Below are 26,006 nucleotides of genomic sequence, written 5' to 3'. Positions count from 1 at the left end.
GCTGGGAGCAATGAATGAACGCATTCTTCAAGGGCGTAGGCAGGGTGCTGCGCGAGAGTTGGGTATGGAGCCTGTTGCTGGTGCTGGCCGGTGTGCTGCTGGTGTGGTTTGTCGGGCCGCTGCTGGCGGTGGACGACTACCGTTTCTGGCAAGGCTCGACGGCCCGTTTGTTGACCATCAGCGCAATGTTGCTGTTATGGGGATTGGCAATGGTGTTGGTGGGAGCACGTCGCTCCGCGCGTTTGAATCAACCCGGACAGCATGAACATCATCAGCGGCAGGCGTTGATCAATGACGAAGTGGCGCAGGTGCGGGGGCGCTTCAAGGAAGCGTTGCAGACGTTGAAAACCACCCGCCGCTACGGCGAGCGCAATGAGCGTTCGCGCCATGAATTGCCCTGGTACCTGTTGATCGGCGAGCAGGGCAGCGGCAAGACTGGCCTGCTTGCCGCTGCCGGGTTGCCGACGGCGCTCGACCGGGCGCACGTGATGCCGCCTGGCGCCACCTCATACTGTGACTGGTATTTTGGCGACGACGCGGTGGTTGTCGAGATGGCAGGTCGATACCTGAACCAACCTGACCACAGTGTCGATGCGGCGGGATGGTCGACATTGTTGGACTTGCTCAAGTCGTGGCGTAGGGCACGGCCGCTCGATGGCGTGGTGGTGACGCTGTCAGTCGATACGCTTTCGAGCAGCAATGAGCACGACCTGGAACTTCACGCGCGCCATGTGCGGAGCCGCTTGCAGGATATCCAGCAGTCACTGCAAGTGGATGTGCCGGTTTACCTGGTGCTGACCCAGATTGATCGGTTGGTCGGGTTTGCCGAGTTCTTTGATATGCCGCAGGGCGAAGCCGCAGAAGACTGGCTGGGTGAACGCCTGCTGGCAGGCGCGGCAGGCATTGAAATCGCCGAGGTGCGCGATGCATTCGACGCGTTGTTGCAACGCGTGGGCGCCGAGCTGATTCCGCGCTTGCATCAGGAACGTAACCTCGAACGCAGAGGCCGCATGCTGGGCTTTCCTCAGCATCTCGCTCGCCTGGGTGAGTCCGTTTGCCTGTTTATCGAGAGTGCGTTTGCCGCCCATCGCTATCAGCGTGTCGACGGCCTGCGAGGTTTCTACCTGACCTGTGCGAAGACGGGGGATGTTCGCGCCCGTTTTGCCCTGGGTCTGTTCAAACGAGTGATTTTTGCCGAGGCCGGTCTTGCCGGGCTGCGTACCCCGGAGCGACAGCGCATCCGTCGACGCCACGGGTTGATGGCGCTGGTCGCCTCATTGGTTGTGGGTACGGCCGGGGCGCTGTGGGCGCACAGTTACGCATTCAACCATCAGCGGCTGGTGCAACTGCGGGAGCTGATCAACCCCAAGCCTGTAGGCCAACCCGAAGCGGACGCCAGCCTGGCGTTGCTCGCACTGTTGGACAGTCGTCTGGCGGCCACAGGGGTGTTTCCACCGGCGGCCGAAGTACCTTGGGTTGAGCGGGGCGGGTTGTATCAGGGCGAGATGAGTCGGCCGTTATTGAACAGCGCCTACGAACAAGCCCTGCTTCAGCAATTGCTGCCCTACGTGACCATACGGCTCGAACAACAGGTACGTGACAGCCTGGGTGATCGCGAGCAGTTGCTGGACAGCCTGCGTGCTTACCTGATGCTCAACCTGCCCGAGCGACGTGACAAGGCCTGGTTGGCTGAGCAAGTGGCGGGGCTGCGGACTGTTGGGTACATCGAGGATGCATCGACACACAAGCGCCTGAACGAACACGTTGCACGGCTCGTTGAACAGGGTTTTTTGGCCCCGCTGAACGATGAGTTGGTCGCACAGGCCCGGCAGGCGCTGCGCGGTGAGTCACTGGCAGAGGTGGTCTACCGGACACTGCGCGAGCAAGCGCGGCACCTGGAACCCTTGCGCCTCGCCGAAAGCCCGGTGTTTTCCAGGGTTGAGCCCTCCATCCCGGGTTTCTATACGCGTAAATACCTGCAGTTTTTCGAAAGTCAGGGGCCACAGTTGGTCAATGCCATCGCCCAGGACAACTGGGTGCTTGGGGAGGCCACTGACCTCAGCGTCGTGGATTTGCGCAAGCTTATGTTCGCGCTGGAACAGCGTTACTTCAGCGAGTACGCCGACATTTGGAGCGATGCGCTGGGTCGAGTCAGGCTGCTGGAAAGTGACGACCTGAGGCACGATGCGCAGCAGCTCGCGAACCTCACTTCCGCCCAGTCGGCGTTGGTGCTGTTGTTGCGGCAGGTGCGTGAACACACGCGACTGCAACCGACCCATGAAAGGTTTGAAGCGGTGAGCCAGCAGGTCGCTGAGTTGGGCTCGTCGGTATCCGGCCTGCTGCCCCGAGCCTTGCCGCGCCAAATGCTGGCTGATACGAACCGACGCGCATTGCTGCGCCGCTTCGAGCCCTTGCACCAATTGCTGGATGAAGAGCAGAACCCGACGGCCGAGCTGACCCAAGCCTTGCGCTTGCTGGATGAGCTGCACCTGCAGGTTTCGACACTGAACCGTGACAGTTCGCCCGAGCAGGCCGCATTCAAGATGGCCAGGCAACGCATGGATGGACAGCAGCCGCTGTTGGGCAACCTGCGTGACGCCGCTGTTCGCCTGCCGCAGCCGCTCAAGGGCTGGTTGGACGGGATTGCCGAGCAAACCTGGCGCCATCTGCTGGATGACGCCTATGGGTACGTGAATCAGCGGTATCACAGCGAGGTGTATGGCTTTTATGTGAAGGCGATCCGGCACCGCTACCCCTTCAATGCCGATGCCGGCAGCGATGTTGCCCTGGGTGATTTCCAGTCGTTCTTCAAACCACGGGGGGTGATGGAGCACTTTTATGACAGCTACCTGCGGCCGTTCGTCAGTGTCGAGGGGAGCCGCTATCGTTTGCGTGGCCTTGAGGGCCGCAGCTTGCCGGTTTCACGCTCGTTGCTCGACCAACTGACCCGGGCGCAGGTGATTCGCCAGGGTTTCTTCAACGCAGACCAGGGGGATTGGGCCGTTCTGTTCACGCTGGCACCCTACAGCCTGGACCAGGCCGTCAACCGGGCGACGCTGCGGGTGGGCGATCAGCAATTGGAATACCGTCACGGCCCCATCGTGCCGATGGCGTTTCATTGGCCGATTGATGCGGACAATGGGCGCAGCAGCCTGGTACTGGAGCGCGGTACTGAGCGGCCGCTGGGTATTGAGAAAGACCGGGGGGCCTGGTCGTTGTTCCGGCTTTTCGAGTTGATGCAAAACGAGCCGGCCAGCGGCAGGGATGCACAGATACTCAAGGCCGACCTGGCCGGCCTGCGTGCCAACTACCTGCTCACCAGCCAACGCAGCCCCAGCCCGTTCCAGATGGCCACATGGCGCGGCTTTCGGCTGCCGGAGCAATTGTGAACTGCGCGCACCCTTGGCGAAGTGCCAGCCGCACAGCGCAAGGCAAGCGTCGTGCGCGTAACGAGGATGGATTCCTCGATTGCCCGCAACGCGGTTGCTGGGCGGTCGCCGATGGAATGGGGGGGCATCATGCAGGGAATGTGGCCAGTCAAAAGGTGGTCAGCAGTCTCGCGGCGCTGCCAGGCCAAGGCAGCTTCGATCAGCGCGTCGAGGCTGTCCAACGCTGCCTGCGCAGGCTCGACAGCCAGTTGCAGGCGGCCGATGGCCCCTCAGGCATCATGGGCAGTACGGTGGTTGTGCTGTTGCTTGATCGTGACCGCGCGGCGTGCATCTGGGCAGGGGACAGCCGATGTTATCTCTGGCGAGGGCAGCGTTTGTATCAGCTGTCCAGGGACCACTCCCTGCAACAGCAACTGATGGACAAGCAGCATTTGAGCCTGGAACTGGCCCGTGCTCATCCAGATGCCCGCGCCTTGACTCGTGCCATTGGCGCCGGAAAACCGCTGAGTCTGGAGATACTGGAACTGCGTCCCCACCCAGGTGATGTGTTCTTGCTGTGCAGTGATGGACTGTACCAGGGGCTCAACCACCGGGAACTAGGGCGCGCGATGAATGCCGGCACGCCAGGGCAGGTGGTGGAGCGGTTGTTCAGCGACGTGCTGCGTGGGCCTGCGCAGGATGACCTCACTGCGGTGGTGGTGCAGCCATGAACGCCGCAGCCGGCCCGCCGAACCTGCTTGCGGGACGCTACCAGCTGGAGCGAGTGCTCGGTTCAGGGGGCATGGGGGTGGTCTATCGTGCCCGGGATCTGCTGCATGAGGCGTTTGGCGAACCGGACGCACGCGTGGCGCTGAAGCTGTTGGGCGAGACGCTCTGTGCGTCCACCGACGCCCATGTGTTGCTGTACAGCGAGTTCGCCCTGACCCGAAGCCTGCGCCATGAACACGTGGTTCGGGCCTTTTCTTTCGAGGTCGATACAGCGCACCAGTTGGCATTCTTCACCATGGAAGTGATGCCCGGCCTGACCCTGGACCGCCTGCTCCCGGAATGCCCGCAAGGGTTGGCGTGGCCGGCGTTGCAACCCATCGCCCTGCAACTGCTGGATGCGCTGGCCTACACCCATCGACAAGGAGTGCTACATGGCGATGTGAAACCGGCGAACATCATGGTGGGGGAGCAGGGGGTACGCTTGTTCGATTTTGGCCTGGGCCATGCTGAAGCGCAGGCAAGGGCAGGATTGCCCGGTTTGAGCCGCAGTCGCTTGAATGCCTGGACACCTGCGTATGCGGCGCCGGAACTGATGGCCGGAGGGCTTCTGTCAGCCCGTGCCGATTTGTATGGGGTTGCCAGTGTGCTCTATGAGTTGGCCGAAGGACGGCGCCCCGGGGAACGTCAGCAGCATCAACCGCTGCCGAGGCCGAGGCAACTGCCCAGGCATTGCTGGCCCGCCGTGTGCTCGGCTCTGGCTATGGATCCTGAACAACGAACGGTGTCGGTCGCCGAGTTGCGCGAAGTGCTGGGGTACAGACGCCGTCTCTGGTTCCTGGGGTAGTGCGTTAGCCGGGCAGGTCGTGCAGTTGGCAGTACTCGACCCAGCTCAGGCCCGCCATCTGCGCCACCTCCTTGTGTACCTCAAGGCGCTGGGCCTCAAAGGCCTCGCAGGAGTCGGCGGTCAGTTTGAGGGTCAGCTCCCAGGCAAACAGGCCCTGGCGTTCAGCTTGCGCTTCAAAGGCTTCATGCAGCCGTTCGGCGCGATACTCGGCCAGGGTTTCGCCCCTGGCCTGGGCAGCCAGCGGATTCAGGGTATCCAGTTCGGCGGCGACTTCGGGGTGCTCATCGAGGAATCTGTCCAGCGCGCGCTGGTGGTTATCACCGGGTTGTGACAAAGGCTTACTCCAAACACAGGTCAGGGGAAGGGCGGACAGGCTTCATTGAAGCAGATTCGGCGATTGGCCTGTTATCCGATACGGAAAATTCACCCAGATGAATGGCAAAAGGCTTTCGCTCATTGGGCCAGGACGTGTAGCGTTAGCCGGTGCTTCCAGCCCTGCCTTCCAGGGACCGTGGGCGATGGGCAGAGGGATGGGTCATGGCGCAAACGCTGTTCAAGCTGTTCTTCACCCAACGCCTGGCCGCGTTGGCCAGCACTGAGTCGTTGCGGGCGATCCGCGAAGGGCTGTTGTGGATCCTGCCTTGCCTGCTGGTCTCGGCGGGTTTTCTGATTCTGTCGGAATGTGCCCGCGTCCTTGGCTTTGACCCGCAGGTGGTGGCGTTCCTCGCCGGCCTGCACAACCAGATCAGTTCCGTGATTCCGTTGCTGGTGGCTGCGTCCATCGGTTACATGTTGGCGATCCAGCATCGCCTGCCCCAATTGCCCGTGGCATTCCTGTGCCTGGCCCATGTGGTGGTGGCGACATTTATCCTGCGCGACTACCCACGGGCCTCGGCCACCTTTGTGCTGTTTATCGCCATTGCCTCGCCATTGTTGAATGTTCCCGCCATTGCCTGGCTGCACCGCTACCGCTGGACCCGTCTGGTCAACGAAGACCTGGTAGGGCACAACCTGCGGGGCACCATCAATATGGTGCTGCCAGGTGCTATCACCGCCCTGGCGTTGGTGGTGGTGCTGTCCTTGTTGCTGCAGATTCCGTATGTGGCGCAGTTGCAAGGCCCCCAGGTCCTCGACGCGCTGGAATCGCCTTACGGCAGTGGCCTGTTCGTGACCCTGATGAATTCACTGCTGTGGTTTTTCGGCATCCACGGCGTGTACGCGATGCAACCGCTGTTCGATGTGCTGGACCAGGCCGTGGTGCTCAATAGCGCGGCCCTGGCGGTAGGCGAGCCGCTCAAATATGTGTTGAACAGTGGCCTGTTGGGCAGCTTTGCGTTTATCGGTGGCTCGGGCGGTGCATTGTGCCTGTTGCTGGCCATCCTGCTGTTCTCGAGGAGCCAGTCCATGCGCCTATTGGCGGTGGCGAGTCTGCCGCTGTCATTGTTCAACGTCAGTGAGGTGCTGCTGTTCGGCTTGCCGATCATCCTCAACCCGCGTTTGTTCATACCGTTTCTGATTGTCCCTGCGTTGAATGCCATGCTGGCATTGACGGTGGTGCAGATGGGCTGGGTGTCGCCGGCGGTGGTCAGTGTGCCGTTCACCGCGCCGGTGCTACTCAATGCCTATTTGAGTACCCACGGCGACCTGGCTGCGGTGGCACTGCAAGTGGCGCTGCTGGGCCTGGGCACCCTGGTCTATGCGCCGTATGTGCGGGCGATCCATCGCCAGGCCAGCGAAGGGGGCACGGTGTACCTCAAGTCCCTGGACATGACCTTCCGTGGCCTTGAAGAAAAGGGCCGCCTGCGCGAGCTGGACCCGGTACTCGCCTCCCACAAGACCCTGGCGCGCCAGGCCTTGGAGCTGAGCCGCATCCAGCAGATCAGCGACTATGAGTTCTACCTCGAATTCCAACCGCAGGTCTCGACCCGCACAGGCCTGTGCACCGGGTGTGAAGCGCTGATGCGGGCCCGCGACGCCCAGGGCACGGTGCATTCGCCGTGGGAATTCCTGCAATGGCTGGCCCAGGCGCGGTTGATGCCGGATGTGGATGTGTGGGTGGCATCCCAGGCGGTTCGCCAGTACCAGAAGTGGCAGAAGCTCGGTTTCGCCCTGCCGATGACCATCAATATTTCCAGCGCAACCCTGACCGACGCCGCCTATGGCGAACGCCTGGTGGAGATCCTGGCCCAGGCCCATGGGCATGTATCGGTAGAGATCACCGAAGACGCGCTGGTCAGTGATATCCAGGTCACCCGCCAGACTATCCAGAAGCTGCAGGCCATCGGTGCCAAGGTGTATATCGACGATTTCGGCACCGGCTTTTCAGCCCTGAGTTACCTGCACCAGTTCCCGGTGGACTTCATCAAGATCGACCGCAGCTTCGTGGTGGCCCAGCACGAGCCCAAGGGCGCGCAGGTGATGACCGGCATGCTGCGCTTCTGTGAGGCGCTGAACCTGGGCGTTGTGGTGGAGGGCGTCGAGACTGCCGAGCAGTTGGCCTTCCTGAATACCGGCGCCGAATTGATTATCCAGGGCTGGTATTTCAGCAAGGCGCTGCCGGGCGATCAGTTGCAAGGGTTTGTACGTGAACGCGCCGCCTTAGCGCAGGTTTAATACCCGCGCTGGGTCTGCTCGATCTCCTCGACCAGGCCATCAATCCCGGCCAGGCGTGCCCGATTGTCGTGGTCCCAGGGGTGAAAGCCGGGTTTGAAGTAATGCAGCCACGGCACCAGCATCCGTGGGAAAACACCCTTCGGCCCATACAGAAACTTCAACATGCGCCAGAAGCCTTTCAGGTGCCCACCCGACTTGCGGTCGGCAATCAGCAAGCGCAGGTGAAAGTCGAACACCACCAGCCAGAAGAACACCGTGGTGGTGAGCATGGTGCCGGTGCGCAACAGGTAGCGCATGGGGCCGGGCTTGATCACGCGGTTCCACACATCGAAGGCCACGGCCTTGTGCTCGGTTTCTTCCAGGGCGTGCCAGTACCACATCTGCTGGTAGCCCTTGAGTGAATTGCCGAAGCGTGAAGGGTCGCTCAACAGGATTTCAGCCAGCATCGCTGTGTAGTGCTCAAGGGCAATGGTGACTGCCAGGTTGAAGGACGGTGGCAGGTGCTTTTTCTGCAGGTCGAGGATGAATTTGAGGCGTCGGTCGAGTGTATGCGCAGGCAGCCCGGCGGCTTGCAGCAAGTCGTTGTAGGCCACGTGTTCACGGCTGTGCATGGCCTCCTGGCCGATGAAACCCTGGATCTCTTTTTTCAGTTCGGGGTCGTCGATGTGTTGCCGGTAGTGGCGCACGCTGTCCATGAAAAACAGCTCGCCCTGGGGAAACAACAGCGACAGGGCATTGAAGAAATGCGTGATGAACGGGCCTTGCTCATGCCAGTCCTTGATGCGCTCGGCGGGCAGGGCGAAATGGATGTCACGGCGGATCGGCAACATAGTGCGTGCTCCTGTTCAGAGACGGGGCTCGTCATTGGTTTCAAACACCGGCGTACGCGGCTTGGGCGCCATGCGCTTGCTGGCGAACACCACCAGGGCCTGATAGGCGGCCGGCAGGCAACGGGCGAGCAGGTCGAGGCAATACGCGTCGCGGCCGATGAGCACGCGGCGCTTGTTTTTGCGCACGCCATGCAGGATTACCTTGGCGGCCTGGTCGGCGTCGGTGATGAACAGCTTTTCGAAGTCGGCGCGGGCCTGCTGTTCGCTGTGGATCAGGAAGCCGGTCATGTTGGCGTCGATACGGCTGCTGCGGCAGATGTCGGTGCGGATACCACCGGGGTGCACGCAGGTGGCTGACACGCCGCAGCGTTGCAGGTCCAGTTCCTGGCGCAGGGATTCGGTAAAGCCGCGCACCGCAAACTTGGTGGCGTTATAGCCGCTCATGCCGGGCTGGGCGAACAGGCCGAATACGCTGGACGTGTTGATCACATGGCCGTCGCCCGAGGCTTTCAGATACGGCAGAAATGCTTTGGTGCCATGCACCACGCCCCAGAAGTTGATACCGACGATCCATTCCAGGTCGGCATAGTCCGCGCCCTCCACCGTGCTCGACAGCGCAACCCCGGCATTGTTGAACACTAGGTTGACCTGGCCGTGATCGGCCACGCAGCGTGCGGCCCAGTCCTCCATGGCCTGGCGATCGGACACGTCCAGCACCTGGGTAGTGACCGCCACCGGGGCCAGGGTCGAGGTTTTGATCAGCGCCAGGGTCTGTTCCAGTCCCTGGCCGTTTTTATCCGCCAGCGCGAGGTGGCAACCTTCACGCGCCAGGGCCAATGCCAAGGCGCGGCCCATGCCGGATGCGGCGCCGGTAATTGCCGCTACGCGGCCGTTGAATGACTTCATGACAGGCTGCCTTCCGGGGTGGAGTGGGGGGGCGGCACGGGGCGGCTGGGCGTGTTCACCGGCAGCAGGTCGGCCACGTAATCCTTGAGCGCAAACTGGCGGGTGACCTGCTTGAAGCGCCAGGTCGAGCCAGGCCACAGGGTGGTGTTCTTGCCGGTGCGCGGGTCGAGGTACCAGCTCTGGCACCCACCGGTGTTCCAGATGGTGCGCTTGAGCTTGGCTTGCAGCTGTTGGTTGTAGGCGCTTTCCACGGCTGCCTTGACGTCCACCGTGGCGATGCGCTGCCGTTGCATGTGCTGGAGGGCATCCATGATGTAAGTCACCTGGGCTTCGATCATCAGGATCATCGAGTTATGCCCCAGGCCGGTGTTGGGGCCGACGATCAGGAACAGGTTGGGATAGCCAGGCACCGTGGTGCCCTTGTACGCATGGGCGCCGTCTTTCCAGGTGTCCATCAGGTCCACACCGCCGCGCCCGATGATGCAGTCGCGGGGCAGGGGATCGGTGGCTTGGAAACCGGTGCCGAAGATCAGGCAATCGGCCGGGTGCTTGATGCCGTCGGCGGTGATCACACCGTCGGCTTCGATGCGCAGCACGTGATCGGTGACCACCTCGACATTGCTGCGCGACAAGGCGGGGTAGTAGTCATTGGAGATCAGCACGCGTTTGCAGCCGATGGTGTAGTCCGGGGTCAGGGTCTTGCGCAGGGACGGCCGGGCTACTTGTTTATGCAGGTGACGCAGGGCGATTTTCTGCACCATTTTCATCAGCCGCGGGTGCAGGGCAAAGCCCACCACACGGCCTTCCAGCGCCCAGTAGAAAGCACCGCGCACCAGGCGCTGAGTGAAGGGCAGGTGCTTGAACAACCAGCGCTCCAAAGGCGTAATCGTCCGGTCGGGCTTGGGCATGATCCACGGTGGCGTGCGCTGGAACAGGTCCAGATGGGCTACTTGCGGCGCGATCTGCGGCACGAACTGAATGGCGCTGGCGCCGGTGCCAATCACTGCCACGCGTTTGCCTTTCAAGGAATAGTCGTGGTCCCACTGCTGGGAGTGGAAGCGCTTGCCCTTGAAGCTGTCCAGACCCGGAATATCCGGTAACGCCCGGCGCGACAGGCCGCCCATGCCCGACACCAGCACCCGCGCGCTGACCTGGCGGCCACCGCTGAAGCTCAACTGCCAGCGTTGCAGGTGCTCGTCGAACACCGCCCGCTCCAGGCCCATGCTGAAACGCAGATAGGGCGCCAATCCAAAGCGCGTGGCGCATTGCTCCAGGTACGCACGGATCTCCGCCTGCGGCGCGAACTGCCGTGTCCAGGCCGGGTTGGGCGCAAAGGAAAACGAATACACATGGGACTGCACATCGCAGGCGCAGCCCGGGTAGTGGTTGTCCCGCCAGGTGCCGCCGAGGGTGTCGGCTTGTTCGGCGATAAAGAAGTCGGTGAACCCGGCCTCCTTGAGCTTGATCGCCATGCACAGACCGGCAAAGCCGGAGCCGATGATGGCGATGTCGATTGAGTCACTCTGGGCATTCATAGGCAGTCCCTCGTGGGCATCGGATGTGCTCCTTTCTTGTTTTGTCTTTTAGATAGAACACCATTGCAAAGAAAAATTGAATTACTTATTTTAAAAAAGATTTTAAATAATCTACCTGAAAATATCGCCTACGCTAGTCCCAGGTCTCTCATGTGCCAGTTGTCCGACGGACAGGCACGCAGTTCGGGTCCAGGGTGTGGACGATGGCCGAGGCCTTGATCAATTCCGGTCAGGTCGCCGGCAGCAGGGATGCAGAGGACCGAGCTATGGCTGTTGAATGGGTTGTCGCTGCGGCTGTTTTTGTAGGCGCGAGCGCCGTTTTGTGGGGGTTCAGTACGTGGATGACGCGGCGCATCGAAGCCGCCGTTCCGATCAATGGGCGCTTTCTGGAGGTGGACGGCGAGCGCTTTCATTATTACGAGGAAGGCAAGGGCCCGCCGCTGGTGATGATTCACGGGCTGATGGGCAGCAGTCGCAACTTGACGTATGCCTTGTCTGGTCAGTTGCGTGAACATTTCCGCGTGATCAGCCTCGACCGACCGGGGTCGGGCTATTCCACCCGTCATAAAGGCACTGCTGCGGACTTGCCAGCCCAGGCGCGTCAGGTGGCGGCTTTTATCAATACGCTGGGCCTGGATAAACCGCTGGTGCTGGGGCATTCCCTTGGTGGGGCGATTTCCCTGGCGCTCGCCCTCGACCATCCCCATGCGGTGTCCGGGCTGATACTGGTGGCGCCCCTGACGCACCCTCAACCGACCTTGCCAGTGGTGTTCTGGTCACTGGCTGTGCGACCTGCCTGGCTCAGGCGCTGGGTGTCGCGCACCTTGACGGTTCCCATGGGCCTGTTGACGCGCCGCTCGGTGGTCAAGGGTGTGTTCGCACCGGACAGTGCCCCGGAGGACTTCGCCACCCGTGGCGGCGGGCTGCTGGGCATGCGTCCTGACAACTTCTATGCAGCCTCCAGCGAGATCGCCCTCGTCAACGACCACCTGCCGGACATGGTCAAGCGCTACCCGCAACTGACGCTGCCCATCAGCCTGCTCTACGGCGCACGGGACAAGGTCCTGGACTTCCGTAAACACGGCCAGGCCCTGGCCGACAAGGTGCCCGGCCTGAAGCTGCAAGTGGTGGAAGGCCGCGGGCATATGCTGCCGATCACCGCCACCGAACGGGTGGTCGAGGCAGTCCAGCAGTTGGCCAAGCGTGCGCGGCCAGCACAGGCCGCCGCGATCCTGCATCCGCCGTTTGCCCTGGCGAACAAATAATCGTGGCCCTCGTTGCGGGTTGGACCGTCCGAAATGCTTGCCCTAGAGACCTGACCCAACAGCTGAAAAAGAGACTGCATGGTCACGCAAAAAAGGCCTCGAAAAAGTAGTTGACGACCTAACGATTCCGCGCTATTTATTTAAAAAAATATTTCAATGTTTATTTTGAAATGATTTTTGAAATGCCTAAGAGCGAATAAAAATGAAAAAAACGTCTTTTATCGCATGGTTGATTTCCTGGAGCCTTCAGCGCTCCCTGAACCTGTTTCCTGCCTCCCTGCCACGGAGGCTGCCATGAATCAGACCCTGGCAGCTCCAAGCATATGGACCGACGGCAAACGTCACCTGTGGTGGCTGGGCATCATGCCCCTGGCCACCCCGTTGCTCTCCGGCGCACTGGCCATCACCACCGGTATCCAGCAGCTCTGGTGGGTCGGTGTACTGGTGATCTTCGGCCTGATCCCGTTGATCGATGGCTTGCTCGGTGAAGACGTGAGCAACCCGCCCGAATCCGCCGTCAGCCACCTCGAATCCCAAAGCTACTATCGCTGGATCGTCTACACCGGCGTGCTGTTTGTCATCTCCTCGGTGGTGATCACCGGCTGGCTCGCCGCCGGCGGTATCGACTGGATCATCCAGGGCGGCCTGTTGCAGGCTGCCGCGAACCTGGAGCCGTCCAGCTGGCTGTCTCACGCCGCGAGTTACATCACTGCACGCACGCAACTGCATGGCGAACCGAGCTGGTTCACTTACTTGGGCATGGCCATGTCGACCGGCGCCGCCACCGGCATCGCGATCAACACGGCGCATGAACTGGGGCACAAGCCCAACGCGCTGGAAGTGTTCCTGGCCAAGGTCACCCTGGCACCGACCTTCTACGGGCACTTCTACACCGAACACAACCGTGGCCATCACGTGCGTGTCGCGACGCCGGAAGACCCGGCCAGCTCGCGGTTGGGCGAGAGTTTCTGGGCATTCCTGCCACGCTCGGTGTGGTTCAGCGCCCGCTCGGCGTGGAACCTGGAGCGCGAACGCCTGCGCAAGCTTGGTCTGCCGGCCTGGCACTGGCAGAACGGTGTGCTCAGCGCCTGGATGTACAGCGTGGTGTTGTGGGGCGCGATGATCGCCTGGCTGGGCGCGGCGGTGATTCCGTTCCTGATTATCCAGGGCATCTACGGCTTCTCGTTGCTGGAAGTCGTGAACTATGTGGAGCACTACGGCCTTAAACGCCAGAAGTTGCCCAATGGTCGTTATGAACGGTGCTCGCCACGGCATTCATGGAACAGCAACCGTATTGTCACCAATATCTTCCTGTTCCAACTTCAACGGCACTCTGATCACCATGCCAACCCGACCCGTAGTTATCAGTCGTTGCGCCACTTTGATGAATCACCGCAACTGCCCTATGGCTACGCGAGCATGATTGTCTGGGCCTATGTGCCGTACTTGTGGCGGCGGCGCATGGATCATCGAGTCCTGAATCATTATGCCGGGGATATCACCCTGACCAATCTTCAGCCCTCACAGCGGTTGAAGTACCTGGAGAAGTACAGTAACAGCGCCAAACCGTTCTAAGTTCAACTAACCGGTTGTTGGCGTACTCGGGGCCTGCGTGCCGCGCAGGCTGCTTTCGCCCAAGGTTTACACAATGAGTTGCAATACAGTGGTTTGACCCGAACAACAATAATTAAAGGGAAGGACGTACACCATGCAATCACCTGCCAAGTTCACAACCCATATCGTATTGGCCGCGCTGGGGCTGATTGTCTATCACCAGGCCCAGGCTGCACGCATCGAACCGGCGGGCAGCGCCTTTACCGCCCAAGGCCCCATCAGCTTCTCCAAGGGCGCGCTGATCAGCGCCGACTGCACCATCAAGGTGGCCGGCAAGGTCGCGGCCGATGGCTCCTCGGTGAATGTCGACAAAGTTGAATTCGACGGCGGCCTCAAGTGCAGCCGCGTGGAAGCCATCAACTTGCCGTGGGTATTAATCGCCAAAGACACCAAGAGCGGTTCCATGTCGAAGATCAGCGTGGACGTACACGCATTCGGTCTCGGCGGAAAGTGCGGACCTTCGACCGCCGATGGTACTTGGGATAACGCCACTGGCAAGTTGGAAGCCGCCAATGTGCCGATTGGTGAAGACTGCAAGATCAAGACGGTGTCGATCAAGATGCCACCGAACTTCAAAGTTGTTGAATGACTGTCGGATGTTACAGCGGTAATTGAATTGAGATTTGGCTGGAAAGGGAAGTTCTGCAGATTCACCGTGACCTCTCGTTCATGGCCATTACCCCCGGCGAAATGACTTCGCCTTAACATGTGAGGAAAAACAATGAAAAGCTTGAAAACCCTCGTGTCGTTGACTGCTTTGACTGTTTGCATGGGTGCGGCATCGATGGCCAGTGCGGCGACCATTACGCCCGCCGGGCCTTTTACCACGAGCGCAGGCACCATCGTGGTGACCTCTCCTTCGTCGGCCGGTGCCCCGATCACCTGTGGTATCACCTTCGGCGGTACGGTGGCTGGCAGCGGTGTGGTCACCATCACTTCGGCGTCGCTCACTGGGGGCGGCCTGTGTGGTTTGCCCACCCTGAAGAACATTCCATCTCCAGGTTGGGTATTGACCGCGACCAGCTATGACCCTGTTACCAAGAAGGGCACCGCTACCGTGACCAACGTTGGCTGGACCGTTGCCTTCCCGCCATCCAACTGCGGTGCTGGCACCCTCAACCTGGTGTGGGACGAGCCGACTCAAACCCTGTCGACACCTTCCAGCCAGCCGCTCTCGGGCAACTGCGCTGTTCAGTCGTTGACCGTGAAGGCGCCGACGCTGCACGTGCAATAAGAACAAAGGGCTGATCACCCGTGTACGACAGGCGCCTCGTCGCAGGCGCCTGTTGTACACAACATGGCGGTCCAGCCGACCGTCGTGGATAAAAATAATAAGGAGTGGGGCATGAATAACAAGAAACAGCCGGCGCACGCATTTATTAGCCTGGCACTGCTGGGAGGACTGATGGCCTCCAGCATCCAGGTGCACGCGGGCGGGTTTATGACACCGACCACTAACGCCGCTGGCTGGGGCCGTGGGTTTGGTGGGGGCTCGTTGTTCAAGAACGACCCTTCGGCGGCCTACAACAACCCGGCCGCCATGGCTTTCATCGATAAGACCGTTTCGCAGTTCACGCTCAACTACGCAGACATCAATATCAAATACAAAGGGGCGGCCTACGATTACGCGGGTAACCCGACCTCTTCGACGGTGTATGACCCCGACACCGGGCTAACCACCTCTACGCCACGTACCGGCGATGGCGGGCAAGGCGGGTTCGAGGCGTGGGTGCCTACCGGTTTCATGGTCATGCCCATCAATGATCGCCTCGCGTTTGGTCTGAGCCAGGTCGTACCCATGGGCGCTCGTACTACGTGGGATGACGATTGGAAGGGCCGTGACTTCGCCGTGGATACGCGCATAGAAACAGTGGGGTTGACGGGGTCCTTGTCGTTCAAGGTCAACGATGAGTGGTCGGTGGGCCTGGGCACCATCCTTCAACACACCAAAGGCTTTGTCAGTCAGAACGTCGACCTTTACGCGGCGGCTGCGCAATCGCCGGACTTCGGCATGATTCCCTTCCCTGCGGGCCAGGGGGCGGCCTTGATGCGGGTCAAAGTGGACAATACGTCCCTGGGCTGGTTTGGTGGCATCGCCTGGAAAGCGACACCTCGGGACACGCTGGGCTTGAATTACCACGCCAAGGTCAAGAACAAGCTGGAAGGCAAATACAATATGTACGCCGACCCAACGTCCAGAGGCTTGATGACCATCCCTGTGGTCGATGGCAAGACCCTGGTCGAGTTGGCTTATCCGGGCCTCAAGCTGTATCCGGACGGCGCCAACGCGTCCACGCAACTGGATATTCCCGCCAACGCATCCTTCGATTGGGTTCACCAGTTTTCCGATCGCCTCACACTGGGCGCCAGCGTAACGTGGACAGAGTGGTCGTCGTTCAAGGCGCTGACCTTGAAGTCTGATGGCAATACCATCGTGTCGATCCCTTACAACTACAAGAACAGCTGGCAGTACTCATTCGGTGGTGATTACAAACTGACCGATGATTTTACCCTGCGTACAGGGGTTTCCTTCGATCAGACGCCGACCCGTAACTCGACGCGTGACCCGCGTATTCCGGATGGCGATCGCACCTTTGTGTCACTGGGTTTTGGCTACAACATTCGTGCGATTCCAGGGTTGAGCATCGACGGGGCGTACTCCCGGCAGTTTGTCGAGACCGTCAAACTCAAGACCAAGAACGTAGACCGACTCGGCGCGGCGAGCCTGGACGGCAAGTCTGAAGCCAAGGGGGAGGTGGTCAGTCTCTCGGCGACTTACGCATTCTGATAACGCGCGTTGTAGCAGGTATCTCGGCATTCACCCTCCTGGTCAGCGCATCTTTCCAGGCGGGTTGCCTCTATGGTGTGTCTACGGGTTGCTCATGCAACCCGCTCCGAACTTTTCCAACCTTGATCAAATGAAGGAGGGCCCAATACGGCCTGTTTTTTTGCTCAATGATTAAATAATAATTTCAAAACAAAATTTGAATATGTTTTTCGAATTTTGTAGTGTGGCTTTACGCCGCAGCTCATTCGACCTGCAGCCTGTAGGCCATACCCTGAATACGAATTGAGGTATCCCCATGGTTATCTGGTTATTGGTGGGTGTCGCAGCCGCGATTGCCCTGGCGTATCGACAAGCCGCGGCCATTCACTGGTTGGGTGCAGGCCTGATCTGGCTGGCGGCCGGTTACCTGTTCAACGCGGTGACCGGTTTCGGCATTAGCGTTGCGGCGCTGTTGGTGGTGTTGCCCGCACTGCTGATGGCAATCAAACCTGTGCGCCGCACCCTGCTCACCAGCAAGGCCCTGGGCCTGTTTCGTACAATCATGCCCGCCATGTCCGACACCGAGCGCGCCGCGATCGAGTCCGGCACCGTGTGGTGGGACGCCGAGCTGTTCAGCGGCAAGCCCGATTGGCAGCGCCTGCTGCAAGCCGCGCCTGCCAGCCTGAGTGCTGAAGAACAAGCCTTCCTCGATAACGAAGTGGAGACCCTGTGCGACATCGCCAACGATTGGGAAACCACCCAGGTCTGGCAAGACATGTCCCCCGAAGGCTGGCAGTACACCAAGGACGCCGGGTTCCTCGGCATGATCATTCCCAAGCAGTACGGTGGCAAAGGTTTCTCCCACTATGCGCACTCGCAGGTGGTGATGAAGCTGTCGACGCGCTGCTCGGCGGCGGCGATTTCGGTGATGGTGCCCAACTCCCTCGGCCCGGCCGAACTGCTGCTGCATTACGGCACAGATGCCCAGCGCAATTACTACCTGCCGCGTCTGGCGCGGGGCGAAGACATCCCGTGCTTTGCCCTGACCAGCCCGTATGCCGGCTCGGATGCCGGGGCGATTCCCGACCTGGGCATCGTCTGCAAAGGGATGCATGAAGGCGAGGAAGTCCTCGGTTTCCGGGTGACCTGGGATAAGCGCTACATCACCCTCGGCCCCATCGCTACGGTGCTCGGCCTGGCGTTTCGCGCAGAAGATCCGGACGGATTGCTGGGCCAGCCCGGTTCCCTGGGGATTACCTGCGCGTTGATCCCGACGTCCCATCCGGGCGTCAACAGCGGCCGCCGGCATTGGCCACTCAACGCGGTGTTCCAGAACGGTCCTACCACCGGCAAGGACGTGTTCATCCCCCTGGAATGGGTGATCGGCGGGCGCGAACAAGTCGGCAACGGCTGGCGCATGTTGATGGAATGCCTGGCAGCCGGCCGGGCGATTTCGCTGCCATCGGCCAACGTTGGCCTGGGCAAGGTCGCAGTGCGCGGCACAACCGCGTATGCGGCCATGCGTAAACAGTTCGGCCTGCCCATCGGCAAGTTCGAAGGTGTGCAGGCGCCACTGGCGCGGATGGCCGGGCACTTGTATGCCTGCGATGCGGTGCGCAAGGTCTCGGTGGCGTCCCTGGATGCCGGTGAAAAACCTTCGGTGATCTCGGCCATTGCCAAGTACCACGTTACCGAGCGGGCGCGGATCATCGTCAATGACGGCATGGACATCGTCGCCGGCAAAGGCATCTGCATGGGGCCGAATAACTTCCTGGCCCGCGCCTATCAGCAAAGCCCCATCGCCATTACGGTGGAAGGCGCGAACATCATGACGCGCTGCCTGATCATCTTTGGCCAGGGCCTGATCCGTTGCCATCCCTATGTGTTCCGCGAGATGGAAGCGGCGCGCAACCCGGATCGGCGCAAGGCGCTGGAGGCATTCGACAGTGCCATGTTCGGCCATGTGAGTTTTGTGCTGGCCAACACCGTGCGTGCAGTGGTGCATTCCCTGACAGGCGGTCGGCTGATTTCTGCTCCCGCCAAGACCGATCCCGCGCTGGCATCCTACTATCGCCAGGCCAATCGTCTGTCGGTGGTGCTGGCACTGGTCTCGGATATCTCCATGGGCGTGCTGGGCGGTGCCCTCAAGCGCAAGGAAAGTATCACCGGGCGCCTGGGGGATATTCTGTCGCAATTGTACATTCTGTCCTGCGTGCTCAAGCGCTTCGAGGATGACGGTCGGCCCCAGGCGGATTTGCCGCTGGTGCACTGGGCGGCCCAGGATGCGTTGCTGCGTGCCCATGAAGCGCTGGCCGAAGTACTCGATAACTACCCATCGAAAGCCGCCGCCTCCGTGCTGAAGGCGTTGACGTTCCCCTTCGGTATCCCGCTGCGCAAACCGTCGGACCGCCTGCTGGCCCAGGTGGCCGATGTGGTGCAGACGCCGGGGGAAACCCGCGACCGCCTGCTGGCCAATTCCTACATCCCGCGTCCGGAAATCGACAAGCTGGCCTATGGCGAACTGGGTTTCCGTCTGTTGCCGCAAGTGGAGCTGATCGAGGCCCGCCTCAAGTCCGCCGTCAAGCAGGGCCTGATCGAGCCGATGCCGATCTCCGCCACCGCGTTCACGACCTGGCGCGTCAAGGCACGGGCACTGGACCTGATCAGCGACGACGAAGACACCTTGCTCGGGCGTTATGTGGAATACGCCGATCACGGTATCCAGGTGGATGACTTCCCGCAGGACTTCGGCTTGTTGGAAGCGTTGCAACAGCGCAAGCAAGCGCTGGAGCCGACCACGAAACGTCGCGCCAGCCAAAGCGAAAACGCCTCGGTCAATTAGGAAAAAACCCAATCAATGTGGGAGGGGGCTTGCCCCCGATAGCGGTGGTTCAGCCAATGAATCGTTGACTGATAGATTGCTATCGGAAGCAAGCCCTCTCCCACACAGACCGGGTTTACACGGCAAGTATGTGTGGTGAGTGGATCTATCTATGAGTGACAGCTACCTTTCGTTCGTCAATTCCCCCTGGGGCCGTCGCCTGGCCCAGGCCGTGGGTTTACCGCAACCGCTGCCGCTGCAACGCCACCGCAGCGGCCAGCACGGCTTGGTCAACCCGGTGATCGTCGCCGGGGCAGGGCGCCTGGCCGCTGAAGTGCAGCGTGTGTTCGCGGCCACCGACACAGTGATCGCCACCCCGGCCACGCCCAAGGCGCCGTCCACGGTCAAGGTGCAGGGCGCAGTGTTTGACGCCACCACCGTGGCCGATCTGCAACAGCTGGACGAGCTGTATGAATTCTTCCACGCCAACGCCAAACGCATCGGCCACCATGGTCGTGTGGTGGTGCTCGGCACTGCGCCGGAACATTGCCAGGACTTGCCCCAGGCCATCGCCCAGCGCGCCCTTGAAGGGCTGGTGCGCTCGTTGGCCAAAGAGCTGCGCCGGGCGATCACTGTGCAATTGATCTACGTCGCGCCGGGTGCCGAAGAAGCACTGGACAGCAGCTTGCGTTTCTTCCTGTCGCGCCGCTCGGCCTATGTGTCGGGGCAAGTGGTGCGCCTGGAACAACCGGTAGACAGCCACGTCTCCGTTAACTGGGACAAACCCTTCGCCGGCTGCCGCGCCCTGGTCACCGGTGCATCCCGTGGCATCGGCCTGGCGATTGCCCAGGTGCTTGCCCGAGACGGTGCGCATGTGGTGTGCGTGGACATGCCCCAGGCGCAAGACGCCTTGCAGCAAGCCGCCACCAGCGTTGGCGGTTCCGCCTTGCCGCTGGACATCACCGCCCTGGACGCTGCCACGTTGTTGCAGGCCCACACCAGCCAATACGGCGCGTTTGATGTGGTGGTGCACAACGCCGGGATCACCCGTGACAAAACCATCGCGAAAATGCCCGAAGCAGCGTGGCGCAGCGTGCTGGCGGTCAACCTCGAAGCACCGTTGCAACTCAGCCAGGCGTTGCTGGACAACCAGGGGCTCAATCCCGGTGGGCGCATCGTGTGCGTGTCGTCGATCTCCGGCATTGCCGGTAACCTCGGCCAGAGCAATTATGCCACCTCCAAGGCCGGTGTGATTGGCCTGGTGCAAGGCCTGGCATCCCATGCAGCGGCGCAGCAGGTCACGGTGAACGCAGTGGCGCCCGGGTTTATCGAGACCCAGATGACCGCAAAAATCCCGTTGATGATCCGCGAAGCGGGGCGGCGCATGAACTCGATGTCCCAGGGCGGGCAGCCAATTGACGTGGCCGAGACCATCGCCTGGTTGGCACACCCGGCTTCCGGCGGGGTCAACGGCCAGGTTGTACGCGTGTGCGGGCAAAGCCTGCTGGGGGCCTGAGCCATGGACTATGTGACGCAGATTATCGACCCGCCGCCATCGCGCACCCGCTTGCTGCTGGACGGCATGCGCGCCTTGCGCAAACCCAAGCTCGACGGCGCGCCGGTGTTGCCCAAAGAGCGGCTGGTGCGCGCGGCGGCGGAGCTGTCCGGCGCCGACATTGAGGCCTATGGCCGCGCCTGTGGTTTTCGCCGTGAGCAGGGCGTGCCGTTGTCCTATCCCCATGTGCTGGCCTTTGCGCTGCACCTGATGCTGCTGACGCGCCCAAGCTTCCCGTACCCGGCCAGCGGTATGGTGCACCTGGCCAATCGCATTCGTCAGCACCAGCGCCTGCACCCGGGCCAGGCCTTGCGCCTGGAGGTGTATGCCGAGCGCTGGGTCGCCCATCCCAAGGGCCAGGCGCTGAGCATCGCCACGCGTGCCTATGGCGCCGACGCCCTGGCGTGGGAGAGCGAAAGCCTGTACCTGCGCCGCGACGTCAAAGACCCGGTCGGCCAGCCATGGGACGACGTGTTGCCGTTGCAGGAAGAGGGTTTGTTGCGCACCCAACGCTGGGTGTTGCCCGCCGACCTGGGCCGGCGTTTTGCCAAGGTGTCGGGGGATTTCAACCCGATTCACACCTCGCTGATCGGCGCGAAACTCTTCGGTTTTCGCCGCGCCATCGCCCATGGCATGTGGACCCTGGGCCGAGCGCTCGCCGCGCAGCAACCACCCGGCGGGCTGGACCAGGCCGAGGCCCATTGCGACTTCAAGCTGCCGATCTTCCTGCCTGGCCAGGTGGCGCTGTGGAATCACCCTGTGACCGGCCCGCGCCGTGAATTCGAAGTGCGCAACTGCGCCGGCGACAAACCCCATATGCGCGGCCTATTCATTTGGAATGAGAGCGTTCGATGAGTGACTACAGCTTCAACCCGCCGCCGACCCGCCGCGTGGCGATTATCGGCGGCAACCGCATCCCGTTTGCCCGCTCCAACACGGTGTACGCCCACGACAGCAACCAGGACCTGCTGGTGGCCGCGCTGCAGGGCCTGGTCGACCGTTACAACCTGCACGGCCAGCGCCTGGGTGAGTTTGCCGCCGGGGCGGTGATCAAGCACTCGCGGGATTTCAACCTGGCGCGCGAGTCGCTGCTCTCCACCACCTTGTCCCCGGACACGCCGGCCTACGACGTGCAGCAAGCCTGCGGCACCGGCCTGGAAGCGGCCTTGCTGGTGGCGAACAAGATCGCCTTGGGCCAGATCGAGGTGGGCATTGCCGGCGGTGCCGACACCACCTCCGACGCACCCATCGGCATCAACGAATCGCTGCGCCACACCTTGCTCGCGGCCAACCGCGCCAAGGGCATGGGCGCCAAGTTGAAGACGTTGCTCAAGGTTCGGCCATCGATGTTCTTCAAACCGTTGCTGCCGCGCAATGGCGAGCCACGCACCGGCTTGTCCATGGGCGAGCACTGCGAAGCAATGGCCAAGCGCTGGCAGATCAAGCGCCTGGCCCAGGATGAGTTGACCCTCACCAGCCACCAACGCCTGGAAGCGGCCTACAAGCGCGGCTTTTTCGACGACCTGATCAGCCCCCATCGCGGGCTGGCGAAGGACAACAACCTGCGCGCCGACGCCAGCCTGGAGAAACTCGCCGGCCTGGCCCCGGCTTACGACCGCCAGGACGGCACGCTCACGGCGGGCAACTCCACGCCGCTGACCGATGGCGCCTCGGTGGTGTTGTTGGCCAGCGAGGCATGGGCCGCCGAACACGGCTGGCCGGTGCTGGCCTACCTGCGTACCGGCGAGACCGCCGCGGTGAACTTCGTCGACGGCACCGAAGGCCTGCTGATGGCCCCGGCCTACGCAGTGCCGCGCATGCTCCAGCGCGAAGGCCTGAGTTTCAATGACTTTGATTTCTTCGAGATCCACGAGGCCTTCGCCGCCCAGGTGTTGTGCACGCTCAAGGCCTGGGAAGACGCCGACTACTGCCGCGAGCGTCTAGGCTTGGAGGCTCCGCTGGGGACCATCGACCGCGCCAAGATGAACGTCAACGGTGGCTCGCTCGGTTGCGGACATCCCTTCGCCGCCACCGGTGGCCGGCAATTGGCGGCGCTGGCCAAGATCATCCATGAGAACGGTGGCGGGCGCGGGCTGATTTCGATTTGCGCGGCAGGCGGGCTGGGCATTACCGCCATCGTCGAAAAGTAGCTCTATCAAAAACAACAACAAGGAGACTGCCATGAATGCTGTAAGCCTGGAACACACCGAACGGATCTGGTTGAACGCTTACCTGCCTGGCGTCCCGGCGGATATCGATGCGGGTATCGAGGACTACCCGTCGTTGCGCGAGGTATTCCTGGAGCACCTGGAGAAGTTTCGCGAGCGGGTGGCCTACGTCAGTATCGGCACCGAAATGACCTATGCCGACTGGCAGGTGCAAGGGTACGCCTTTGCGGCCTGGCTGCAGGCACAGGGCGTCAAGCAGGGCGATCGCGTGGCGCTGATGATGCCCAACTGCTTGCAGTACCCGATCTGCCTGCTGGGCACGATCCTGGCCGGTGCGGTAGTGGTCAATGTCAACCCGTTGTACACCGCCCATGAGCTCAAGCATCTGCTCAAGGACAGCGGCGCGGAAACCGTGGTGATCTTCGAGAACTTCGCGCACACCCTGGAAAAAGTCATCACCGGCAGCAGCGTCAAGCGCGTGGTGATCGCCGCCATCGGTGACCTGCTCGGCACCTTCAAGGGCGCGGCGATGAACTTCATCCTGCGCCGTGTGCAAAAGCAGGTGCCGGCGTTCAACCTGCGCGGTTCGGTGCGCTTCAACCAGGTGCTGAAACAGGGGCGGGCACTCAACCATTTCCCAGTGGGGATGCATCTGGACGACCTGGCCTTTTTGCAATACACCGGCGGCACTACCGGCGACGCAAAAGGCGTGATGCTCAGCCACCGCAATATCATCGCCAACCTGCTGCAGGCCAAGGCGTGGGTGGGTGACCAACTGGACCAGGACAAGCAGGAAACCAACGTCACCTTGTTGCCGCTGTACCACATCTTTTCCCTGACGGTGAATTGCCTGATGTTCATGTGCCTGGGCGGGCGCAACATCCTGATCGCCAACCCGCGGGACGTGAAACGGGTGCAGATGATCCTGCGCAAGGAGCGTTTCAACGGCATTGCTGGGGTCAACACCTTGTTCAACGGCTTGCTGGAGAGCAAGGAGTTCTGTGCGCGGGACTTTTCCGACCTGCGCATGGTGATCGCCGGCGGCATGGCCACCCACACGGCGGTGGCCAAGCGTTGGAAGGAAGTCACCGGGCTGCCGATCATCGAGGGCTACGGCCTCACCGAGTGTTCACCGGTGGTGAGCATCAGCCCGATCAACATTGCGCGCATGCGTGAGATGGAGTTCACCGGCAGCATCGGCGTGCCCTTGCCGTCGACCTGGGTGCGCTTCATGCGCGAAGACGGCGAACTGGCCGATATCGGCGAGCAGGGCGAATTGCAAGTGCGCGGGCCGCAGGTGATGCAGGGCTACTGGAAACGCCCTGAGGCGACCGCCGAAGTGCTGGATGCCGAGGGATGGTTGTCGACCGGCGATATCGGTGTGATGGACGAGCGCGGCTATATCCGCCTGGTGGACCGCAAGAAAGACATGATCCTGGTGTCGGGTTTCAACGTATACCCCAATGAAATCGAGGATGTGGTGGCGTTGCATCCGGGTGTGGGCGAAGTGGCGGCGATTGGGGTGGAAGATGGCGTGACCGGGGAGAAGGTGAAAATCATCGTGGTGCGCAAGGACCCGAACCTTACGCAGGAGCAGATTCTGGCGCATTGCCGTGAATACCTGACGGGGTACAAGGTGCCCAAGTTCGTGGAGTTCCGTACTACTGAGCTGCCCAAGACAACCGTCGGTAAAGTCCTGCGCCGGGCACTGCGCTAGACTTTGCTTTTTGTGGTGAGCGGGCGTGCCCCGCGCGAGGCAAGCTCGCTCACCACAAGGTTCGGGGCTGTTAAACTTCTTCGATGTGTACCCAGCGTTCTTCTCTGGCCGCCACACGAATCGCCGTCGCCAACCGCTCCACTTCCCACGCTGCCTCAAAGTCGGTGCCATCTGTACCTTGACCGGCCAGCGCCAGCATCAACTCCTGCACCTCCAGCGTCTTCAGCTCGTTGTACCCCAACTGATGCCCCGCCGCCGGGCTGAACGCCGCATAACCCGGCAGGGCAGGGCCGGCGAGCAAACGCTGGAAGCCGTCCTGGCCTGCGCGGCACACACGCAATTCATTCAAGCGTTCCTGATCGAAGGCCAGGGTGCCTTTCGTGCCGCTGATCTCGAAACTCAGGTGGTTCTTGTAGCCGTGCTTGAGCCAACTGCTGCTGACCGTGCCACGTGCGCCGTTGGCGAAACGCAGCAGGGCGTGCACCTGGTCATCCACGGCGATGGATTTCAGCTCGGTGCTGCCGTTGATGGCAGGGCGCTGGCCGTGGACGGTCTGGGTGTCGGCACATACGCTCGTCACATCCCCCACCAGATAACGGGCCATCGACAACAAATGGCTGCCCAGGTCCGCCAGGGCGCCACCGGCATGTTCGACTTCGCAGCGCCATGACCACGGGGAGGCAGGGTTGGCCATGAAGTCCTCGCTGAACTCGCCCTGGAAGCTGATGATTTCGCCGAGGTCGCCGCTGGTAATCATCTGCCGCGCCAGCGTGATCATAGGGTTGTGCTGATAGTTGTAGCCCACCCGCGTCACCACCCCGGCGGCACTGGCGGCGCGGCGCATGGCGTCGGCCTGTTCCAGGCTCACGGCCAGGGGTTTTTCGCAGTACACCGCCTTGCCCGCGGCAATCGCGGCCATGGCCATGGGGTAGTGCAAATGGTTGGGCGTGGTGATAGCCACCACGTCGACGTTCGGATCATTGATCAGCGCCTGCCAATCGCCGTGGGCCTTGGCAAAACCCCAGGCGGTGGCGCAGCGCTGGGCGCGTTCGCTGTCGGCATCGGCCAGGGCGGCCAGCTTGAGGAGTACCGGCAGTTCGAATACCGCACGGGCGTTATTGAATGCCAATGCATGGGCGCGGCCCATGAAGCCTGTGCCGATCAAGCCGATTCCGAGTTCACGCATCGCCGTGGTCCTTTGGATTATTGTTTTCAGAGTGGCTATTAATGGAATAAAAATTCCTATAATTCAATAGATAGAATAAAAATTCATT

The 26,006-nt window shown here is 61.6% G+C and carries 19 protein-coding genes; 14 read left to right on the top strand and 5 right to left on the bottom strand.

Features of this window, described 5'->3' with window-relative positions; genetic code table 11:
- Window positions 1-14 precede the first annotated feature (14 nt).
- Genes tssM through BLR69_RS07775 form a run of 3 tightly spaced genes read left to right on the top strand, consistent with a single transcriptional unit; the run spans window position 15 to window position 4,941 of the window.
- Window positions 15-3,389, top strand: a complete 3,375-nt coding sequence (gene tssM, locus BLR69_RS07785) for a type VI secretion system membrane subunit TssM (RefSeq protein ID WP_071493114.1) — start codon at window positions 15-17, stop codon at window positions 3,387-3,389.
- A complete protein-coding gene (locus tag BLR69_RS07780) occupies window positions 3,386-4,099 on the top strand; it encodes a PP2C family protein-serine/threonine phosphatase (protein ID WP_134434903.1) in 714 nt (237 codons plus the stop codon). Before tssM ends, BLR69_RS07780 begins: the two co-directional genes overlap by 4 nt.
- Window positions 4,096-4,941 (top strand): serine/threonine-protein kinase, encoded by an 846-nt coding sequence (locus BLR69_RS07775; RefSeq protein ID WP_071493116.1) that lies wholly within the window; start codon window positions 4,096-4,098, stop codon window positions 4,939-4,941. The genes BLR69_RS07780 and BLR69_RS07775 overlap by 4 nt, the downstream gene beginning before the upstream one ends.
- A 4-nt stretch (window positions 4,942-4,945) precedes the next feature.
- Here BLR69_RS07775 and BLR69_RS07770 read toward each other — a convergent pair whose 3' ends face one another.
- Window positions 4,946-5,275 carry a DUF6388 family protein gene (locus BLR69_RS07770; RefSeq protein WP_071493117.1) on the bottom strand — a complete coding sequence of 110 codons (330 nt, stop codon included), beginning with the start codon at window positions 5,273-5,275 and terminating at the stop codon, window positions 4,946-4,948.
- Between the two features lie 203 nt (window positions 5,276-5,478).
- Here BLR69_RS07770 and BLR69_RS07765 point away from each other — a divergent pair, with 203 nt between their 5' ends.
- On the top strand, window positions 5,479-7,554 hold the full coding sequence (locus tag BLR69_RS07765; RefSeq protein WP_071493118.1) for an EAL domain-containing protein: 2,076 nt from the start codon (window positions 5,479-5,481) through the stop codon (window positions 7,552-7,554).
- Here BLR69_RS07765 and BLR69_RS07760 read toward each other — a convergent pair.
- From BLR69_RS07760 to BLR69_RS07750, 3 genes are read right to left on the bottom strand one after another with little or no spacing between them, the layout of a single operon-like run.
- Window positions 7,551-8,384: a metal-dependent hydrolase gene (locus tag BLR69_RS07760; protein ID WP_071493119.1), complete on the bottom strand. Its 834-nt coding sequence runs from the start codon at window positions 8,382-8,384 to the stop codon at window positions 7,551-7,553. The two genes, BLR69_RS07765 and BLR69_RS07760, sit on opposite strands and share 4 nt — an antisense overlap.
- Window positions 8,385-8,399: 15 nt before the next feature.
- Entirely contained in the window at window positions 8,400-9,290 is an 891-nt protein-coding gene (locus BLR69_RS07755) for an SDR family NAD(P)-dependent oxidoreductase (RefSeq protein ID WP_071493120.1), read from the bottom strand.
- Complete coding sequence (locus BLR69_RS07750) at window positions 9,287-10,825, bottom strand: flavin-containing monooxygenase (RefSeq protein WP_071493121.1); 1,539 nt, start codon at window positions 10,823-10,825, stop codon at window positions 9,287-9,289. Before BLR69_RS07750 ends, BLR69_RS07755 begins: the two co-directional genes overlap by 4 nt.
- A 266-nt stretch (window positions 10,826-11,091) precedes the next feature.
- On the opposite strand from BLR69_RS07750, the gene BLR69_RS07745 reads away from it, so the two are divergent.
- From BLR69_RS07745 to BLR69_RS07700, 10 genes are all read left to right on the top strand, one after another.
- The gene (locus BLR69_RS07745) at window positions 11,092-12,090 is read left to right on the top strand and encodes an alpha/beta fold hydrolase (RefSeq protein ID WP_232000963.1); all 999 of its coding nucleotides are present in this window, start codon (window positions 11,092-11,094) and stop codon (window positions 12,088-12,090) included.
- Window positions 12,091-12,384: 294 nt separating this feature from the next.
- Window positions 12,385-13,665, top strand: coding sequence for an alkane 1-monooxygenase (locus BLR69_RS07740; RefSeq protein WP_071493123.1), 1,281 nt, complete (start codon window positions 12,385-12,387; stop codon window positions 13,663-13,665).
- 133 nt (window positions 13,666-13,798) lie between these two features.
- On the top strand, window positions 13,799-14,293 hold the full coding sequence (praA, locus tag BLR69_RS07735) for an alkane oxidation protein activator PraA (RefSeq protein WP_071493124.1): 495 nt from the start codon (window positions 13,799-13,801) through the stop codon (window positions 14,291-14,293).
- Window positions 14,294-14,425: 132 nt separating this feature from the next.
- Entirely contained in the window at window positions 14,426-14,938 is a 513-nt protein-coding gene (gene praB / locus BLR69_RS07730; RefSeq protein WP_071493125.1) for an alkane oxidation protein activator PraB, read from the top strand.
- Window positions 14,939-15,049: 111 nt separating this feature from the next.
- Window positions 15,050-16,492, top strand: a complete 1,443-nt coding sequence (locus BLR69_RS07725; protein ID WP_071493126.1) for an outer membrane protein transport protein — start codon at window positions 15,050-15,052, stop codon at window positions 16,490-16,492.
- Between the two features lie 295 nt (window positions 16,493-16,787).
- Window positions 16,788-19,313, top strand: a complete 2,526-nt coding sequence (locus BLR69_RS07720) for an acyl-CoA dehydrogenase (RefSeq protein WP_071493127.1) — start codon at window positions 16,788-16,790, stop codon at window positions 19,311-19,313.
- A 151-nt stretch (window positions 19,314-19,464) separates the two neighbouring features.
- Window positions 19,465-20,808 carry a 3-oxoacyl-ACP reductase gene (locus BLR69_RS07715; protein WP_071493128.1) on the top strand — a complete coding sequence of 448 codons (1,344 nt, stop codon included), beginning with the start codon at window positions 19,465-19,467 and terminating at the stop codon, window positions 20,806-20,808.
- Window positions 20,809-20,811: 3 nt separating this feature from the next.
- The gene (locus tag BLR69_RS07710) at window positions 20,812-21,702 is read left to right on the top strand and encodes a MaoC/PaaZ C-terminal domain-containing protein (protein ID WP_071493129.1); all 891 of its coding nucleotides are present in this window, start codon (window positions 20,812-20,814) and stop codon (window positions 21,700-21,702) included.
- Complete coding sequence (locus BLR69_RS07705) at window positions 21,699-22,997, top strand: acetyl-CoA C-acetyltransferase (RefSeq protein ID WP_071493130.1); 1,299 nt, start codon at window positions 21,699-21,701, stop codon at window positions 22,995-22,997. Before BLR69_RS07710 ends, BLR69_RS07705 begins: the two co-directional genes overlap by 4 nt.
- A gap of 31 nt (window positions 22,998-23,028) precedes the next feature.
- Window positions 23,029-24,732 carry an AMP-binding protein gene (locus tag BLR69_RS07700; RefSeq protein WP_071493131.1) on the top strand — a complete coding sequence of 568 codons (1,704 nt, stop codon included), beginning with the start codon at window positions 23,029-23,031 and terminating at the stop codon, window positions 24,730-24,732.
- A gap of 70 nt (window positions 24,733-24,802) precedes the next feature.
- On the opposite strand, the gene BLR69_RS07695 is transcribed toward BLR69_RS07700, so the two are convergent.
- Window positions 24,803-25,918: a Gfo/Idh/MocA family protein gene (locus BLR69_RS07695; protein ID WP_071493132.1), complete on the bottom strand. Its 1,116-nt coding sequence runs from the start codon at window positions 25,916-25,918 to the stop codon at window positions 24,803-24,805.
- Window positions 25,919-26,006: the final 88 nt, after the last annotated feature.

The organism is Pseudomonas azotoformans, from assembly GCF_900103345.1.
GTDB lineage: Bacteria > Pseudomonadota > Gammaproteobacteria > Pseudomonadales > Pseudomonadaceae > Aquipseudomonas > Aquipseudomonas azotoformans.
This window is presented reverse-complemented; position numbering and strand designations above follow the sequence as displayed.